The following is a 16,965-nucleotide window of genomic DNA, read 5'->3' on the forward strand; positions in this document are numbered from 1 at the left end:
ATCAAATTTTTACGTTTAGATCCCAGTCTATTGGCGTTTTACCGTGATTTGCTAGGTAGATATTTGCCTTTGAGAAATGACGGCAGCCAAAAAATGCGCCACGAGCCAGTGGGCTTGGATGTGCTGCCTCTAAGATAAGGTGCTTGCTGGCGTCAATGAGCGGTGCTTTGGCTCTAGCTGGATTGCCCCAAAGTATAAAAACTACGTTTTGTAAATTTTGGCTAACTTTTTTTATTACAGCGTCAGTAAAGCCTTGCCAGCCAAAGTTTGCGTGGGAATTTGCCACTCCAGCGCTTACGCTTAAAGTCGAGTTTAGAAGCAGCACGCCTTGCTTTGCCCACTTTGTAAGATCGCCGCTATTTGGCTCTTTTATGCCAAGATCGGCGTAAATTTCTTTGTAGATATTTACAAGACTTGGTGGGGCTTTTACGCCACTAGGCACTGAAAAACTTAGCCCCATGGCTTGATTTGCACCGTGGTATGGATCTTGGCCTAGGATGACGACTTTGACAGAGTGAAAAGGCGTTAGATTAAATGCATTAAAAATAAGTGCACTTGGTGGATAGACGACGCCAGTACTCTTTGCTTTTAAGAAATTTTCTTTGATATGCGCGAAATTTTCACTCAAAAACTCATCTTTTAGCACCTCTTTCCAACTTGGCTCAATCTTTATATCATCTAAATTTATCTGCATTTTCCTGTCTTTTGTAAGTTTTAGCGGTATAATTTTAACTAAAATTTATCTAAAGGAAAGAGTTGTGTCTGAGCAAATTTTTAATAAGATATATGAGCTTCTTAGCAAGAATGAAGCCAAATTTAAAGTCCTAAATCATGAGAGTGCGACCACTTCAGAAGAGGTGGCAAAACTTAGGGGAACAAAGATGAGCCAAGGCGCAAAGGCTCTAGTTTGCTCTATAAAAGGGGTAGATGAGGAAAAATTTAGGCAAATTTTTAAAGATGAAAATGTGCTAAATGATTATTTGCTAAGCGATGAAAAGCCAGCGATGAAGGCTGGTAAAATTTATATTTTGGCTATTTTGCCAGCCGATATGCAAGCAAATCTTGATAGCTTGACACAAAAATTTGACGGCAAAAGAGCAAGCCTAGCTAGTCCAGATGAAGTTTTGGCATTGACAGATTGTGTTTTTGGTTCAGTGCCACCATTTAGCTTTCATAAAAATTTACACATTGTAGTTGATGAAAGGTTGCTACAAAGAAACGATGAGATCGCATTTAATGCAGGACTACTTGATAGATCGATCATTTTAAATACAAAAGATTATACAAAGATAGTACGACCAACGCTAATAAATTTTGCAGAATAAAAAGTGCTAGGCTAACCACTTCCTAGCACTAAATATTGTCGGGAGAAAAATGAATTTAAATAATGCAAAGACGAGAAATTGCTAAATTCATTTCAAGAACAAATATTATCAGGCATAATCTTAAAATATAATAAATTATATAAATAAAAAGCCTTAAATTTAGGGATTTATACATTTAAATATAAATATATATATTTCATAAATAAATTTATATATCAAAGCTTGTGGATTTAAAAAGAATTTATAAAAATTTGCTTAGTAAATATTAAGTTTAGCTTAAAGCCCATTTAGATAAAATCCTTAATCGTTCTTTTATCGTAAAAAAGACAATTTGATATAAGGAAAAACAATGAGCGATATCATCGCATACAAACTAAATGGCGAAATAGTCGATACTCAAAGTATCGTAGGGCGCGAGAGTAGTGCCGAGCCTATCTATTTTGACAACTCAAAAGAGGCACTACACGTTATCAGACACTCCTGTGCACACCTCATGGCACAAGCTATCAAATCACTCTATCCAAAGGCAAAATTCTTTGTCGGACCAAACGTAGAAGATGGGTTTTATTATGATTTTAGAGTTGATGATGAGGGCACGAAGCTAGGCGAGAGCGATCTAGCAGCGATCGAAGAAAAAATGAAAGAGCTTGCTGAGAAGAAAATTGATATCATCAAAACCTGCTCAACCAAAGCTAATATGAGCGATAAATTTAAAGATGACGACCTAAAACAAGAGGTCTTAAAAAGAATCCCAGATGGTGAAGTTAGCAGCTATTCGCAAGGCGATTTTGAGGATCTTTGCCGCGGACCACACGTACCAAATACTAAATTTTTAAAATTTTTCAAGCTTACACGCGTGGCTGGAGCTTATCTTGGCGGCGATGAGAGCCGTGAGATGCTAACTAGAATTTACGGCACAGCTTATGCAGATAAAGAGAGTTTAAAAGAGCACATCCGAATCATTGAAGAGGCCAAAAAGCGTGACCACAGAAAGCTTGGCACCGAGATGAAACTATTTACTTTTGATGAAGAAGTGGGTGGCGGCTTGCCGATATGGTTACCAAATGGTGGACGCTTGCGCTCTAAGTTAGAGCAAATTTTATACAAAGCTCACCGCGACCGCGGCTACGAGCCAGTGCGAGGTCCTGAGCTTTTAAAGGCTGATGTGTGGAGAAGAAGCGGCCACTACGCAAACTACAAAGAAAATATGTACTTTACAACGATCGATGAGACAGAGTATGGCATCAAGCCGATGAACTGCGTTGGCCACATCAAAGTCTATCAAAGTGACATCCGCTCTTACCGCGATCTCCCGCTTAAATTTTTCGAGTACGGCGTCGTTCACCGCCATGAGAAAAGTGGCGTGCTTCACGGACTTTTTAGAGTTCGCGAATTTGCACAAGATGACTCACATATCTTTTGTATGCCAAGCCAGATCAAAGAAAATATCCTAGAAATTTTAAAATTTGCTGGCAAGATAATGGAAAATTTTGGCTTTCATTACGAGATGGAAATTTCGACCAAGCCCGCAAAAGCGATCGGCGGAGATGAAATTTGGGAAACTGCGACCAAAGCGCTAAAAGAAGCGCTTGACGAAAACGGCTTTAAATACGGTATCGACGAGGGCGGCGGCGCATTCTACGGTCCAAAAATCGACATCAAAATCACCGATGCACTAAAACGAAAATGGCAGTGCGGCACGATCCAGGTCGATTTTAACCTACCTGAGCGCTTTGATCTGGGCTACATCGACGCAAATAACGAAAGACAACGCCCTGTAATGCTTCACAGAGCACTGCTTGGCAGTTTTGAGAGATTCATAGGAATTTTACTTGAGCACACTGCTGGTGAGCTACCATTTTTTATCGCTCCTACGCAAGTCGTCATTGTACCTATTAGCGACGCACATTTAGACTACGCAAAAGAAATTTCACGTGAGCTAAGAAAGATCAACGTCGATAGCGAGATCGCAAGTAAAAATGAGAGTTTAAATAAGAGAATAAGAACGGCTGAAAAACAAAGGGTGCCTATGATAGTCGTGCTAGGCGACAACGAAGTAGCGAATAAGAGCGTTGCGCTACGCGACAGACAGGCTAGGACGCAGAGCGATATGAGCTTGGCGGAATTTATAAATTTAACGAAGGAGAAACTTAGTGAGGTACATTTTTGAGTAAGGAAAATGAAGTATTGCTCAATGAGGACATAAGGGCGAGAGAGGTAAGATGTGTAGGGGATGATGGCACGGCATACGGTGTCATCTCAAGAGAAGAGGCTTTAGAGATCTCAAATAAGCTTGGGCTTGATCTAGTGCTTATAGCGCCAGATGCGAAGCCGCCAGTTTGCAAGATAATGGATTATGGTAAATTCCGCTATCAGCAAGAGAAAAAGCAAAAAGAAGCCAAGAAAAAGCAAAAAACCATCGAGATAAAAGAGATAAAACTCTCTGTCAAGATCGCCCAAAATGATATAAACTACAAGGTTAAACACGCAAGTGAGTTTTTGCAAGATGGCAAACACGTTAAATTTCGTGTATTTTTAAAGGGTCGCGAGATGAGTACTCCAGAAGCTGGTGTAGCTATGCTTGAGAAGGTCTGGGAAATGATAAAAAATGAAGCTGATCGCGACAAAGAACCTATGATAGAAGGTCGTTATGTAAATATGCTTGTAACTCCAAAAAAGGGTTAAATTTTCACAAAGAGCAGGCTAGGGCTTGCTCTTTGTTACATTAAATTTTTTAATACAAAAACTTATAAATAACTATTTTCAAAAATCCTATCATTTTTATATGTGTTAAATTTACGCAAAGGCGTTTGCAGGGTTGATATACCTTATGGTTAAATTTGATAGGCAAAATTTGGATGTGGTTTAAATTTAGTAAATTTTGGTCTTTACTTGCTGGAATTTACCCGCTTTGTTATCGCTCGTATGGATGTTGTGCTGAAAATATTTCTTGTGAGCTTACAAAATTTGAGTGCTTGCGTGAGTATTTTTAAGCTAAATTTTGCCTAATATTTAGCTAAATTTGGTAATGGGATATCGCTTTAATAATACTTTTTACAAAAAGCTTTGACTACTCTTGGTTTTATGTGGCGACCAAATTTGACGATAAATTTGCTTGTTCGTGGATTAAATGTAGCAAATTTTAATTTTTGCTTACTAGAATTTGCTCCATCCTTTTTCTGCCAACCATTACATGGGTGCTTTGCTGAAATTCGACTAGGCAAGAGCTCGCCTGAAAGAGTAAATTTGATAACTTCTTTCGAGTTGTAAATTCATAGTGTCTGTTCGAGTGTTATAAGCTAAATTTCGCCTAGTAGCTGTATAAATTTGCTAAGAGATTCGTTTGTTTGTAGCTTAAATTTATAAAAGAGAATTTAGGCTGGGTGAGCATAAATTTACTAAATTTTATAAGCCATTTCTTGGTAAAAATCAAATGCCCTATAATCTGCTTGGATAAAATTTAGTGTTTGCTCATTCTCTGTCAGGACTTCTTCATTTTGCCTTGTTATATCGATGCCAGCTAACACTATAAAAATTTCTCGATCGCAACGCGCCCGCTACAAATTTCTTCATCTTTAAACAGCCACACATAAACATACCACTCGTGCAATCAAGCAAAAGCATACATGGCAAAAACTTTCAAATTTGTTGCACAAATCTCGCCACTCCACTATTTGCTACTACGCCAGCTTTTTGACAAAATTTCTATTAAATGCTCTAAAAATAGTAATCTGCTCGCCACCTTAGTATCAATATTTTAAATTTAGGCGAGCTTCAAATCCACATATATACAATACTTCAAACTAGCGTAAAATTGATAGTTTGTCAGTAAAATTTGCCACACAAAAGGCAAATTCTTTTTTAACTAAAAACCCAAAGTAACTTCATATAAATTTACGTCCAAATTTAACTTGGACGTAAATTTATAGAGCAAAGAGCAAAATCAGCCCTACACGTATCCCTGATCTATCATCGCGTCGGCCACTTTTCTAAAGCCCGCGATATTTGAGCCAAGCACCAGATTTCCCTCGTCGCCAAACTCTTTGCTAGTCTCGTAGCTAAGCTCAAAGATATGATTCATTATGCCGTGCAGCCTATGATCGACCTTTTCAAAGCTCCATGCGGTCATACCTGCATTTTGCATCATTTCTAGGCCTGACGTGCCCACGCCGCCCGCGTTTGCCGCCTTTGCCGGAGCGAAGTAAAAATCCTTTTGCGCTAGCATAAAATTTATCGCATCAAGCGTGCTTGGCATATTTGCGCCCTCAGCCACGAAACGGCAGCCGTTAGCGTAGAGCGTCTTTATGTCGGCTAGATGCAGCTCGTTTTGCGTCGCGCACGGAAACGCCCCGTCGCACGGCACGTCCCACACGCCGTTTCTGCCCTCTTTGTACTCGCCCACGCTTACGTATTTTGCGTTCGGTCTAAATTTAACGTATTCGCTAAGGCGCGCGCGTTTGACCTCTTTTAGCTCTTTAAGCACCGCTAGATCGATGCCCTCGGCGTCGTAAACGTATCCGTTTGAATCAGAAACCGTGATAGGCAGCGCGCCTACTTGATAGAGCTTTTCTACCGTGTATATGGCGACGTTTCCGCTACCGCTTATGCTGCATTTTTTGCCTTCTAGCCCAAGCCCAGCTTTTTGCAGCATATTTTGCGTAAAATAGACTAACCCGTATCCAGTCGCTTCCGTACGCGCTAGGCTGCCGCCCCAGTTTAAGCCTTTGCCCGTGAGTATGCCGTCAAATCTGCCCGTGAGTTTTTTATACTGCCCAAACATATAGCCGATCTCGCGCGCGCCCACGCCGATGTCGCCTGCGGGTACGTCTACAGTGTTGCCGATGTGGCGGTATAGCTCGCTCATAAACGCTTGGCAAAAGCGCATTATCTCGCCCTCGCTCTTGCCTTTTGGATCAAAGGTGCTGCCGCCTTTTGCGCCGCCGATATTTACGCCCGTGAGCGAATTTTTAAAAATTTGCTCAAATCCAAGAAATTTTAGTACGCCAAGATCGACGCTAGGATGCAGTCTGATACCGCCTTTATAGGGGCCCACGGCTGAGTTAAACTGCACGCGGTAGCCGTTATTTACCTGCGGTCTGCCGTCGTCGCCCGTGTATGTGACGCGAAATATCACCGTGCGCTCAGGGATGACGATGCGCTCTAGGATTGCGTGTTTTTGGTACTTGCTCTCTCTTTTTATAAGCGGCTCGAGGCTATTTAAAACCTCGGTCGCAGCCTGGACAAAGACGCCTTGACCCGGATTGGTCTTTTTTATCCACTCCATCGTTTTTTCGATGTACTCGCTCATTTTGGCTCCTATTCGTCAAATTTTCGTAGTTGAATATTAACTCTCCTAGAAAAAATTTTTATTTAAATTTATTTTTATATTTTTATTTTAGGCAATGAGCGTTACATATCGAAACTAAATTTATAAAAAGTGGTTTTTGTTTCGATCGCTGGGATAAATTTATAAAATAGAATTTAGGCTGAGTGGAGCCTAAATTTACTAAATTTGCGCCATCTCTTGCCAAAAATCAAGTGCTGTGTCGTCTGCTTGGACAAAATTTAGGATTTGTTTGGCTGATGGCATGGCTTCATCATTTAGTCTTGCTATATAGGTGCTGGCAAGCGCTATGAAAAATTTTTCAAAGTCGCTTGCGACGCACCTGCTGCAAAGCTCCTCATCTCCAAAGAGCCATGCATAGACCGCGCCACTCGTGCAATCAAGCAAAAATATCCACGGATCACCCACGGCAAAGACTATCAAATTTAAAGGGCGAGCTTCACCTTGCCACCATTTGCCACCAAACTCATCTACGCTATTTAGCCGTACTAGCTCACTCACGTAATCGCCTTTGGAGCCAAATTTGACATTGCAAATTTCAAAATTTCCAAGGTCAAATTTGCTTAAAAGCTTTGTAAATTTAGCTGGGAAATTTATGCCAAGAGCTTCTTGTGCGTTTTTAAGTGCTTGTGCGGTGGCTTTAACATCATTTTGAAGCAAGAGTCTCATGCCAGTCATACCCTCTTGCTCTAGTGGCAAGAAAATTTGATCTAATTTTTGAGCTATCTGGTTTAACTTTAAAAACATATCAGTCCTTTAATCTGCTAAATTTTGGCAAATTTTATCAAATTTAACTCGGTGCGCTTTTAATTTTGACCCATTTGTCGCCAAATTTAGACCACAATCTTCATAAATTTAAGAAGCTGGCAGAGATAACTAAGAAAACTAGCAATCACTAAATGCGAGATGTTGCAAAGAGTTAATGATGAGGTAAATTAGCTTGATAAAGCAGCGTAGCCCATAAAAGAGATTTATAACGATGCTAAAACATACGAACTTGAGGCTTTTGCGTGCGCATGAGCTCGCCATTTATGATGGAGTGCAAAGAAATTTTGGGTGGCGCAGCGATCAATAATGAAGCAAAAGATGAAAATTTAAACGCGAGTGTGCCGCCTAAAGAGCATAGTACAAGAATAGGCAAAACTATCTGGTGGCTAAAGCTTGGCACATATTTCCACACGCCAGTTTATCTGTGTGAGGGGGATGTTTTACTTTATATCTCTACGCCGTGGATGTAAAAAGTGACGGGCGATATTTAAATTTAAAACCAGTTGCACGGAGTACTTTGCTTGGATTAATGGTCAAATTTTGTTCGCAAATCACAAAAATAAGCCAGTTTTGATAAGCGCTAGAAATGGCTTGCTTTTAAAAGAGATAGGGTTTGAAATTTTGGTTTAGTTACAGATCAGATTATACTAGTAAGCGGTGGCAGGCTCTACGCCTTGGCAAATGACGGAGCTAAAATTTACGCAGTTTGCGCGAAAATTTAGCCTTGGCGGAATTTATCGCCAAAGCCGCAATGAGATAAATTCATCTCTTCTTTTTATATCTTTTTATCGCCTCTACGATGACCTCTTCTAGGTCGTCATTTGGCTCTTTGTTCATATCATCATAGGTATTTTCAAGGATAGTTTTTAAGTTTTTCTCAACGTAGCTAGTATCGAAAAATCCTCTTCTAAACTCCTTGCTTTTGCTGATCGTTAGCAAAAATGGGATGATCGTTCGCACGCCTTCGATGGTAAATTCTTCAAGTGCTCTTTCAAGCTTATTTACCGCTAGATCGTAGTCGGTCGCCTTTACGATCAGCTTTGCGATCAAAGAGTCATAAAATGGCGGTATGGTGTAGTCCTTATAGACGTGGCTATCGACGCGCACAGATGGACCAAGTGCTGGATAGTAGCCCTCGATAGTGCCTGGTGCTGGGATGAAATTCTCCCAGACATTTTCAGCTGTGATCCTTGCCTCTATCGCGTAACCACGTGGCTTGATATCGCTTTGCTCGATCTCTAAAATTTCGCCAGCTGCTATTCTTATCTGCCTAACGACAAGATCATGTCCTGTGATCTCTTCAGTGATGCCGTGCTCCACTTGGATACGGGTGTTCATCTCCATGAAGTAAAAGTTGTTGTAGTCATCTAGTAAAAACTCGATAGTTCCTACGTTTGAGTAGCCTACAGCCTTTGCAGCAGCCACTGCAGTCACACCCATGATCTTTCTTAAATTTTCACTGATCGATGGGCAAGGTGCGATCTCGATGATCTTTTGGTGGCGCCTTTGGATAGAGCAGTCACGCTCGCAAAGGTGGATGATGTTGCCGTAGTTATCGCCTAAAATTTGAAACTCGATGTGGCGAGGATTGACGACAAGCTTCTCCATAAAAACTTCGTCGTTGTTAAAGTATGCTTTTGCCTCTCTGGTGCATGATTCAAAGGCATCTTGCATATCTTCTTCTTGCCAGACCTCCCTGATGCCACGGCCACCACCACCACCGCTTGCTTTTAAGATGACAGGGTAGCCGATGCGTCTAGCGTGCTCTTTTATGGCGTCCATACTCTCGTCATTTAGCTTTTCTGTGCCTGGAACGATTGGTATGCCGTTTCTCTTCATTAGGTATCTTGCGATATTTTTATCACCCATTTTTCTTATCACTTCAGCCTTTGGACCGATAAAGATAAGCCCAGCGTCCTCAACCGCCTTTGCAAATTCGTAGTTTTCGCTAAGAAAGCCATATCCTGGGTGTATGGCGTCAGCCCCACACTCTTTAGCGAGCTTTACGATAGCTTTGGCGTCAAGATAGCCTTTGATCGGATCTTCGCCCACTTGATAGGCCTCGTCAGCGATCCTGACATGCAAGCACTCGCTGTCTGGTGCTGTGTAAATTCCTACGCTTTGGATGTGTAAATCCCTACAAGCTCTGACTATCCTAACTGCGATCTCACCACGATTTGCGATAAGAATTTTATGTATCATAGGCTATCCTTTTTGAGTTTTTCTTATCATATAACTATTCGTTTTATTTTTAGATAAATTTGTTAAGTCTGGTTTTAAAATTTGAGTGCAAAGGCTAAATTTACACTCAAATTTCTTTATTTGCTGATGATTTGTGGGAAAGGTGTGGCTAGGGCTTTTTTGCTAAAATCTTGCGACTCGATCGTGAAATTTGTAGCAAATCTTTGAATGCCCTCTTTTTTATAAGCACGCCTTTGGATGGTAAAAAGGACTAAATTTCCGCCTTGTTTGGTGTAGCGATATATCGAGTGCTCGGCTGTTGGCACGCCATTTAAGTTTGAAAATATCGTGATATCAAGATAAATTTCATTTGCCAGCGAGCCCTTTTTATAAGCCACTTTTAGCCCTTTTGCTTTTAGCTCTTTTAGATCATTTATCTTTTGCTCGACCGCTTGCTCTGGCGTAGCGTCAAATTTAAGGGTATTTAGCGAGAGCATGTAGCTAAAACTATCTATCTTCTCGCCAGGAAGCAAATACTCCTGCGTGAATAAATTTGGCACAGGCTTGGCTGAGCCTGCTAGCGAGTAGAGTCTGTTGTCAAATTTTATCTGCATCGGCTCAAAATACTGAGTAGCCGCGAGCAAGAGCGCTGGCAAAGCGATAAATGCTAAAAATTTTTTCATCAAATTCCTTTAAAATGGATTTACTATCATTACCCAGATGATGATGAGCATCGCAATAGTTGGCACTTCGTTGTAAGCTCTAAAGAAGATGCCACTTTTGTTACAGCGTTTCTCTTTAAGCTGCTTCATGTAGCGTCCAAGGTCTAGGTGATAGATAGCCATTAAGATGACAACTAAAATTTTGACATGGATGTGACCAGTTTTTATAAGATCAGGCATCGCGATAAGTATCAATATACCAGTGACAAATGAGCCAATCAGTGCGACCCAGCCGATATAGTGATACATCTTGTACTCCATCACTTCGACCACTTTTACAAAGTCAGGTTTGTCCATATTTTCTACGTGATAAACGTAGAGCCTTGGCTGATAAAACAGCACTGCCATCCACGAGATGAAAAACAAATAGTGGAGGTATTTTAAGTAAAGATAATATTCTGCCATAACGTCTCCTTATCTAAAAAGTATCTCTTTTCTAGCTTCAAATTCAGCCTTGCTGATAGCACCACTCTCAAAAAGCTCGTAAAGCCTTTTTAAGTCCTCTTCTTTATCTTTTAGTTTTAGCCTCTCTTTTAGCTCGGCCTTTTGTAAATTTTTATCCACACCACTGCCGACTAAAAATGCGTCGATGATCCACCAGATAAACCAGATAGCTAAAAATATATATCCAACAAGGATGATTTGTAAAGAGTAACCGATAAAAAATAGTCCCATCATCAAAAAGCCAGTGATAAATTTACCAAGGTAAATTCTATGCGCTCCAAGCCAGCCAGTAAGTAGCCAAAGCGCGTATGCGACGTAGATATTATTTCCCACTCTCTCTCCTTTTTCTAAAACTTTGCCAAAGTATCATCACAACGCAAAGATCGATCATCACATCAGCGAAGTTAAAGACCGCAAAGTTAAACCATTTGTGCCAAAAGACATAATCCACAACGCCGCTATGGATAAATCTATCTGTGATATTTGAGCTGCCAGCTCCTAGCAAAGCTCCAAGCCAAATGGCATGCGAGTAAAGCAGCTTTTTCTCAACGACCAGATAGACAAAAACGCCTAAAATGAGGGCGATCTGGATAAATTTAAGCCACTCATCTAAAAAGGCAAACATCGAAAATGCAACGCCCTTATTATATGTAAGAACTAGCGAGAAAAACTCGCCCTCCCACGAAAAACCATCTATAAATATCATTTTTATCGCTTGATCAACGATAAAAATGACAAAAAACGCAATGAAAAATTTAACTAAGCTTTTATGCATTTAGGGCTTTTACAAAAAATTTCTCAACTTCATCCATGCGTTTTTCAACTAAAGTTTGATTTTTGCCTTCAAGCAAAAGTCTGATCAAATTTTCAGTGCCAGAGTATCTAAAGAGCGATCTTATGCCCTCTTTTGCAAGACTAGCCTCAAGCTCTTTTAGCCCCTCTATCTTATCAAGCGGCTTCTTCTCTGTGATCTTTAAATTTAGTAAAATTTGTGGATACGGCTTTAGCTCGCCAAAAATTTCGCTAGCTTTTTTACCTTTTTTAAGCATCATCGCGACAACTTGCATTGAGGTAACAAGGCCATCGCCAGTTTTGGCGTAGTCGTTAAATATCACGTGACCGCTTTGCTCACCGCCAAAATTTATACAATTTTCTTTCATCATCTCAAGCACGTATTTATCGCCTACGTTTGAGCGAAGTAGTTTGATCTTATGAGCTTTTAGATAGTCATCAAGTGCAGCGTTACTCATTACCGTAGCTACGATGGCGCCGCCTTTTAGAGCCTTTTGCTCGTGTAAAAATGCAGCTAGTGAGCCAAGTATCGCATCGCCATGCACAACTTCGCCGTTTTCGTCAACTACTACAAGCCTATCAGCATCGCCGTCAAATGCAAAGCCGATGTCAGCACGAAGCCTTTTTACCTCGCTTGCTAGATCTTCTGGGTGAAGCGCACCGCAGTTTTGGTTAATGTTGCTACCATTTGGCTCGTCGTTTATGACGATGACATCAGCTCCAAGCTCGCTAAATACAGTTGGCGCGACCTTGTAAGCAGCTCCGTTTGCCACATCTAAAACTACTCGTAAATTCTTTAAATTTAGCTCTTTTGGGAATGAATTTTTGATCTGCACGATATATCTGCCGATAACATCGTCGATCCTCTTGTTTGCACCGATCTCTGTCATCGTCTTTTGAGCGTTTGCGATGAGCTCATCGTCGTAGAAGATTTTTTCTATCTCGGCCTCTATCGTCTCATCAAGCTTGTTGCCAAAGCTATCAAAAAATTTGATGCCGTTATCGTAGTACGGATTGTGTGAAGCACTTATCATTATACCAGCGTCACAGCGCATATTTTCTGTTAAAAATGCGATTGCAGGTGTTGGCATAGGGCCTATTTGAAGGACGTTATAGCCAACTGCAGTTAGCCCCGCAACGATAGCGGTTTCTATCATATAGCCGCTTTTTCTAGTATCTTTTCCAACCAAAATTACATTTGTCGCTGAAGTCTTTCTAAAATAAATTCCAGCCGCCATTGCAAGACGCATAGATGTTTGAGCTGAAAGTTTCTCTCCAGCCTTTCCACGAACTCCATCCGTTCCAAATAGTTTCATAAATTCATCCTTTTTATTATAAAATTGTGCTATTTTATCAGAATTTACCTAATTTAAAATCTAAAATTTTACTTTCATTAAGGATGACTTAAATTAAGGTTAAATTTATTATATCTTTAATATAATCACCGACTAAAATTATTCAAAAAGGTATATTATGGCAAACCATAAATCTGCTGAAAAAAGAGCCAGACAAACTATAAAAAGAACAGAAAGAAATAGATTTTACCGCACAAGACTTAAAAATATCACAAAAGCAGTGCGTGTAGCCGTAGAAGCTAAAGATCTAAATGCTGCAAATGAAGCTTTAAAAGTTGCTAACAAAAGTATCCACAGCTTCGTAAGTAGGGGCTTTTTGAAAAAACAAACTGCTGCTCGCCGTGTTAGTCGTCTTGCACAATTGGTAAATACTCTAAAAGCTGCTTAATCTATAAAATTTAATGTTTGCTGATAAACTTCATCCATTTTTGGATCGCTATAATGAAATTTCTACGCTTCTTAGCGATCCAAATATAGCAAACGATATCGAAAAGATGACAAAGCTCTCAAAAGAGCAATCATCTATCGAGCCAGTCGCAACTGCCTCAACAAAATATCTAGAAATTTTAAAAGATATCGACGAAAATAAAGCCCTACTTGAGGACTCTGAGCTCGGAGAGCTTGCAAAAGAGGAGCTTAAAAATTTAGAGATTTCAAGAGAAAAGCTTGAAGAAGAGATAAAAATTTTACTTCTTCCAAAAGATCCAAACGATGATAAAAATATATTTTTAGAAATTCGTGCAGGTACTGGTGGTGATGAGGCCGCGCTATTTGTTGGGGATCTTTTTAATGCTTACATTAGATATGCAGAACTTCGTGGATATAAATTTGAGATCGTTAGTCAAAGCGAAGGCAATACTGGTGGCTTTAAAGAGATCATCGTACTTATAAAAGGTAAAGGTGCTTACTCGAGGCTAAAATTTGAAGGCGGCACACACAGAGTTCAACGTGTGCCAGAGACCGAGAGCCAGGGCAGGGTGCATACTTCAGCTGTGACTGTGGCTATTATGCCAGAGGTTGAGGATAGTGAGATCGAGATCAATCCAAATGATATAAGAGTTGATGTTATGAGAAGCTCAGGTCATGGCGGTCAGTCGGTAAATACAACTGATAGTGCCGTTAGGATCACGCATATACCAACAGGACTTGTTGTAACAAACCAAGATGGCAAGAGCCAACATAAAAACAAAGAAGCTGCGATGAAGGTGCTAAAGGCTAGACTTTATGAGCTTCAAGAGCAAGAGAGACTTGTAAAAGAGACTAGTGAGCGAAAGAGCCAAGTTGGCACTGGGGATCGTTCTGGCAGGATAAGGACATACAATTATCCGCAAAACCGCATAAGTGATCACCGTATAAATTTAACACTTTACCGTCTTGATGCGATTATGGCTGCGGGATTATTTGACGAGATCATCGAGCCACTTATTACACATTATCAAGCAGAAGCCATGCTAGAAGCTGGCATTTAAACTTTCAAATTTTTACTTCAAATTTTATAATTTATTTCTTTACCTAAAAATATTACTTTAGCTTAAAATACTTTTAAATTTACCAAGCTTTAAAGTCAAATTAACAAGAATTTTACAAAAATAGATATTTAAAAGTAGCATTTAGTAATATTTTTTCTCATTTTTTTCAAAATAATATAAATTAAATTTTTAGATTTTATTTCTCAAATAGCGATTTATAGGGCATCTAAAAGTATAAAGTTTTTATTTTTGATATTATAATTTTGTATAAATAGTTTTTAAGTTTTGCTTAATAATTCTACCTTACAATTTCACCATAATTTAATTCAAAACAAGGAGATAAAATGTCAATAAGTGCAAGAAATCAACTAAATGTTGAGATCACAGAGGTAAGAACAGGTGCGGTAAATTCGCTAATATCTGCTAAGCTTGCAGGCGGAGAGGTGCTAAAAGCAACTGTTACGGTTGATAGTGAAAAAGGTCTTGATCTTAAAGTTGGCAAAAAAGCTATCTTTTTATTCAAAGCTTCAAGCGTTATCGTTTCAAAAGATGATAGCATCAAGCTTAGCGCTACAAACCAAATCAAAGGCGTTGTTAGCGAGATAAAAGACGGAGCTGTAAATGTTGAAGTTATTATCGATGTAAATGGCAGTAAAATTTCAGCTATCATCACAAGAGAGTCAGTTAGCAGCCTAGCTTTAAAAGCGGGAGATAAAGTAACTGCAATCATCAAAGCAACTCAAATTATAGTTGGTGTTAAATAATTTACGGAGCAATTTTGCTCCGCCCTTCTAAACCAAATTCTATTCTTAAGTTAAAATCTAAAATACTATAAAATTTATCAACGAAATTATAAATTTAAATAAGTCGTAGTGAATATTTTTTAGAAAATTTATAGCTAAAATTTATATTACTTTTATAGCCTATCCACCATTTTAAGCAGAGCATGGCACGCCAAAAGTTCACCACACAATAGGCGGCCAAATATCAACACAAAACCAAAGTCACAAGCTCTCAAACGGCTATACCTATACCAAACTATATGTAGCTGGTGAGATCACAGGTGGCGTTCATGAGCCACAGCCGTCTAGGGTCGTCGTTATAACTGACCGCTTGACATTTAGCATAATCACTGCTAAGACTATCTGCTAAAACTAACTATAAATTTTTAAATCTATAAACTCCATTTTTCACTCTCTCAAAAATTTTCTTCTCTTCAAGCAGCTTAAAGGTATTTATTACGGTTGGTTTGCTCACATCTAGCTTTTCACAAATTTCTGAAATTTTTACGACAATGAAGCCATTTTCATCACAGCTTTTAACTAGCAAATTTATAATTTCTACCTTTTTCTCGCCAATGATTGCCTTATAAATTTCTTCATTCATGCTAGCTCCAAATTTTATATCCTATTGCCACGCACCAAAGCGCGCCACATAAGAAATTTGCGATCATCACAGCTGCACTTCCTGCATCTTTTGCCGCCTTTGCTAGGGCGTGATAGTCTGGGCTTGCAAGATCAGTTACTCGCTCTAAGCCAGAGTTTAGGCATTCGCAAACTAGCACAAATGCCATGCTAAAGATCAAAAATAGATTAAAAACAAGGTCAAAATTCCAAAAAAATAGCGAGATCGTAGTTACCAAAAATATATAAATTTCTATTCGAAAGCTCTTTTCGTTTTTGAAAATTTCAGCCAAACCCTCTCTTGCGTAGCCAAAATTTTTAAAAAATTTATACTCTGGCTGGTTTCTCATAATTTTCCTTTTTGCGATTTTTGGCATAATTATAATTAAAAAAAGGATGAAATTTGAAACTTATTAGCTGGAACGTAAATGGCCTTAGAGCACTTGTAACAAAAGATGGTTTTGCATGGCTTACGGAGCAAAAGCCTGATTTTTTGGCGCTTCAGGAGATTAAAGTCAAAGAAAGTGATGTGCCAAAAGAAATTTATAATCTTGGCTTTAAAGATATCAGTGTAAATTCAGGCGAGAGAGCCGGATACTCTGGCGTGATGAGCCTAGCAAATTTTGACATTTCTACACAAAAGGCAGCTTTTTTCGACGACACGGAAGGGCGTGTTTTGGAACATAGATTTGGCAATATCGTGCTTTTTAATATCTATTTTCCAAACGGACAAAAGGATGACGAGCGCCTAGCCTATAAAATGGACTTTTACGAGAAATTTTTAGCTTACTGCAAAGAACTTATAAAAAACGGCAAAGAGGTGATATTTTGTGGTGATGTAAATACCGCTCACCGCGAGATCGACCTTAAAAATCCAAAGGCAAATGCCAAAACTTCTGGCTTTTTGCCTATTGAGCGAGCGTGGGTCGACGAGGTGCTAAAAAGTGGCTTTATCGATACCTTTAGAGCCATAAATGGCGACGTAGCGGACGCTTACTCGTGGTGGAGCTACCGTTTTAATGCAAGGGCAAAAAACGTCGGTTGGAGGATTGATTATTTCTTCATCTCGCAAGGATTAAAGGATAGGCTAAAAGACGCATTTATCTTGCCAGAGATCACAGGTAGCGATCACTGCCCGGTTGGTATAGATATAGAAATTTAG

General features: G+C 39.5%; 20 protein-coding genes. 9 read left to right on the forward strand and 11 right to left on the reverse strand.

Going from position 1 to position 16,965, the window contains the following annotated elements:
• Nucleotide 1: 1 nt before the first annotated feature.
• On the reverse strand, nt 2-694 hold the full coding sequence (gene ung / locus G6W45_RS08725; RefSeq protein ID WP_194168220.1) for a uracil-DNA glycosylase: 693 nt from the start codon (nt 692-694) through the stop codon (nt 2-4).
• A 64-nt stretch (nt 695-758) separates the two neighbouring features.
• Between ung and G6W45_RS08730 the strand changes: the two genes are divergently transcribed.
• The 4 genes from G6W45_RS08730 to G6W45_RS08745 all read left to right on the forward strand — a co-directional run bounded on the left by G6W45_RS08730 (nt 759) and on the right by G6W45_RS08745 (nt 4,318).
• A complete protein-coding gene (locus G6W45_RS08730; RefSeq protein ID WP_103580666.1) occupies nt 759-1,325 on the forward strand; it encodes a YbaK/EbsC family protein in 567 nt (188 codons plus the stop codon).
• A 349-nt stretch (nt 1,326-1,674) separates the two neighbouring features.
• Nucleotides 1,675-3,495, forward strand: a complete 1,821-nt coding sequence (gene thrS, locus G6W45_RS08735) for a threonine--tRNA ligase (RefSeq protein ID WP_194168221.1) — start codon at nt 1,675-1,677, stop codon at nt 3,493-3,495.
• The gene (gene infC / locus G6W45_RS08740; protein ID WP_054195973.1) at nt 3,492-4,010 is read left to right on the forward strand and encodes a translation initiation factor IF-3; all 519 of its coding nucleotides are present in this window, start codon (nt 3,492-3,494) and stop codon (nt 4,008-4,010) included. The genes thrS and infC overlap by 4 nt, the downstream gene beginning before the upstream one ends.
• Before the next feature lie 155 nt (nt 4,011-4,165).
• Nucleotides 4,166-4,318: a hypothetical protein gene (locus G6W45_RS08745; RefSeq protein WP_159070044.1), complete on the forward strand. Its 153-nt coding sequence runs from the start codon at nt 4,166-4,168 to the stop codon at nt 4,316-4,318.
• A 956-nt stretch (nt 4,319-5,274) separates the two neighbouring features.
• Here the strand turns inward: G6W45_RS08745 and gdhA are convergent.
• Together gdhA and G6W45_RS08755 are read right to left on the reverse strand one after the other, a co-directional pair.
• Entirely contained in the window at nt 5,275-6,633 is a 1,359-nt protein-coding gene (gene gdhA, locus G6W45_RS08750; protein ID WP_072594044.1) for an NADP-specific glutamate dehydrogenase, read from the reverse strand.
• 198 nt (nt 6,634-6,831) lie between these two features.
• Complete coding sequence (locus G6W45_RS08755) at nt 6,832-7,416, reverse strand: SMI1/KNR4 family protein (RefSeq protein ID WP_194168222.1); 585 nt, start codon at nt 7,414-7,416, stop codon at nt 6,832-6,834.
• A gap of 269 nt (nt 7,417-7,685) precedes the next feature.
• Here G6W45_RS08755 and G6W45_RS08760 point away from each other — a divergent pair, with 269 nt between their 5' ends.
• Nucleotides 7,686-7,907, forward strand: coding sequence for a hypothetical protein (locus G6W45_RS08760; RefSeq protein WP_141081769.1), 222 nt, complete (start codon nt 7,686-7,688; stop codon nt 7,905-7,907).
• Between the two features lie 292 nt (nt 7,908-8,199).
• On the opposite strand, the gene G6W45_RS08765 is transcribed toward G6W45_RS08760, so the two are convergent.
• The 6 genes from G6W45_RS08765 to glmM all read right to left on the reverse strand — a co-directional run bounded on the left by G6W45_RS08765 (nt 8,200) and on the right by glmM (nt 12,892).
• Nucleotides 8,200-9,639: an acetyl-CoA carboxylase subunit A gene (locus G6W45_RS08765; protein WP_107811486.1), complete on the reverse strand. Its 1,440-nt coding sequence runs from the start codon at nt 9,637-9,639 to the stop codon at nt 8,200-8,202.
• A 116-nt stretch (nt 9,640-9,755) separates the two neighbouring features.
• Complete coding sequence (locus tag G6W45_RS08770) at nt 9,756-10,301, reverse strand: HI_0983 family protein (protein ID WP_021086664.1); 546 nt, start codon at nt 10,299-10,301, stop codon at nt 9,756-9,758.
• A gap of 9 nt (nt 10,302-10,310) precedes the next feature.
• On the reverse strand, nt 10,311-10,745 hold the full coding sequence (locus G6W45_RS08775) for a HemJ family protein (RefSeq protein WP_004317437.1): 435 nt from the start codon (nt 10,743-10,745) through the stop codon (nt 10,311-10,313).
• Between the two features lie 9 nt (nt 10,746-10,754).
• On the reverse strand, nt 10,755-11,117 hold the full coding sequence (locus G6W45_RS08780) for an NINE protein (protein ID WP_087577240.1): 363 nt from the start codon (nt 11,115-11,117) through the stop codon (nt 10,755-10,757).
• Nucleotides 11,107-11,559, reverse strand: coding sequence for a signal peptidase II (lspA, locus tag G6W45_RS08785; protein ID WP_194168223.1), 453 nt, complete (start codon nt 11,557-11,559; stop codon nt 11,107-11,109). Before lspA ends, G6W45_RS08780 begins: the two co-directional genes overlap by 11 nt.
• Nucleotides 11,552-12,892 (reverse strand): phosphoglucosamine mutase, encoded by a 1,341-nt coding sequence (gene glmM / locus G6W45_RS08790; protein WP_194168224.1) that lies wholly within the window; start codon nt 12,890-12,892, stop codon nt 11,552-11,554. The genes lspA and glmM overlap by 8 nt, the downstream gene beginning before the upstream one ends.
• A gap of 157 nt (nt 12,893-13,049) precedes the next feature.
• On the opposite strand from glmM, the gene rpsT reads away from it, so the two are divergent.
• From rpsT to G6W45_RS08805, 3 genes are all read left to right on the forward strand, one after another.
• On the forward strand, nt 13,050-13,319 hold the full coding sequence (gene rpsT / locus G6W45_RS08795) for a 30S ribosomal protein S20 (protein ID WP_004317319.1): 270 nt from the start codon (nt 13,050-13,052) through the stop codon (nt 13,317-13,319).
• A 13-nt stretch (nt 13,320-13,332) separates the two neighbouring features.
• Complete coding sequence (gene prfA, locus G6W45_RS08800; protein WP_194168225.1) at nt 13,333-14,400, forward strand: peptide chain release factor 1; 1,068 nt, start codon at nt 13,333-13,335, stop codon at nt 14,398-14,400.
• Nucleotides 14,401-14,744: 344 nt separating this feature from the next.
• On the forward strand, nt 14,745-15,164 hold the full coding sequence (locus G6W45_RS08805; RefSeq protein WP_194168226.1) for a TOBE domain-containing protein: 420 nt from the start codon (nt 14,745-14,747) through the stop codon (nt 15,162-15,164).
• 394 nt (nt 15,165-15,558) lie between these two features.
• On the opposite strand, the gene G6W45_RS08810 is transcribed toward G6W45_RS08805, so the two are convergent.
• Together G6W45_RS08810 and G6W45_RS08815 are read right to left on the reverse strand one after the other, a co-directional pair.
• Complete coding sequence (locus G6W45_RS08810; RefSeq protein WP_072594035.1) at nt 15,559-15,786, reverse strand: replication/maintenance protein RepL; 228 nt, start codon at nt 15,784-15,786, stop codon at nt 15,559-15,561.
• A gap of 1 nt (nt 15,787) precedes the next feature.
• Nucleotides 15,788-16,153 (reverse strand): diacylglycerol kinase, encoded by a 366-nt coding sequence (locus G6W45_RS08815; RefSeq protein ID WP_021090215.1) that lies wholly within the window; start codon nt 16,151-16,153, stop codon nt 15,788-15,790.
• A gap of 53 nt (nt 16,154-16,206) precedes the next feature.
• On the opposite strand from G6W45_RS08815, the gene G6W45_RS08820 reads away from it, so the two are divergent.
• Nucleotides 16,207-16,965, forward strand: coding sequence for an exodeoxyribonuclease III (locus G6W45_RS08820; protein WP_194168227.1), 759 nt, complete (start codon nt 16,207-16,209; stop codon nt 16,963-16,965).

Origin of the sequence: Campylobacter concisus, from assembly GCF_015229955.1 — a bacterium.
Taxonomy (GTDB): domain Bacteria; phylum Campylobacterota; class Campylobacteria; order Campylobacterales; family Campylobacteraceae; genus Campylobacter_A; species Campylobacter_A concisus_AT.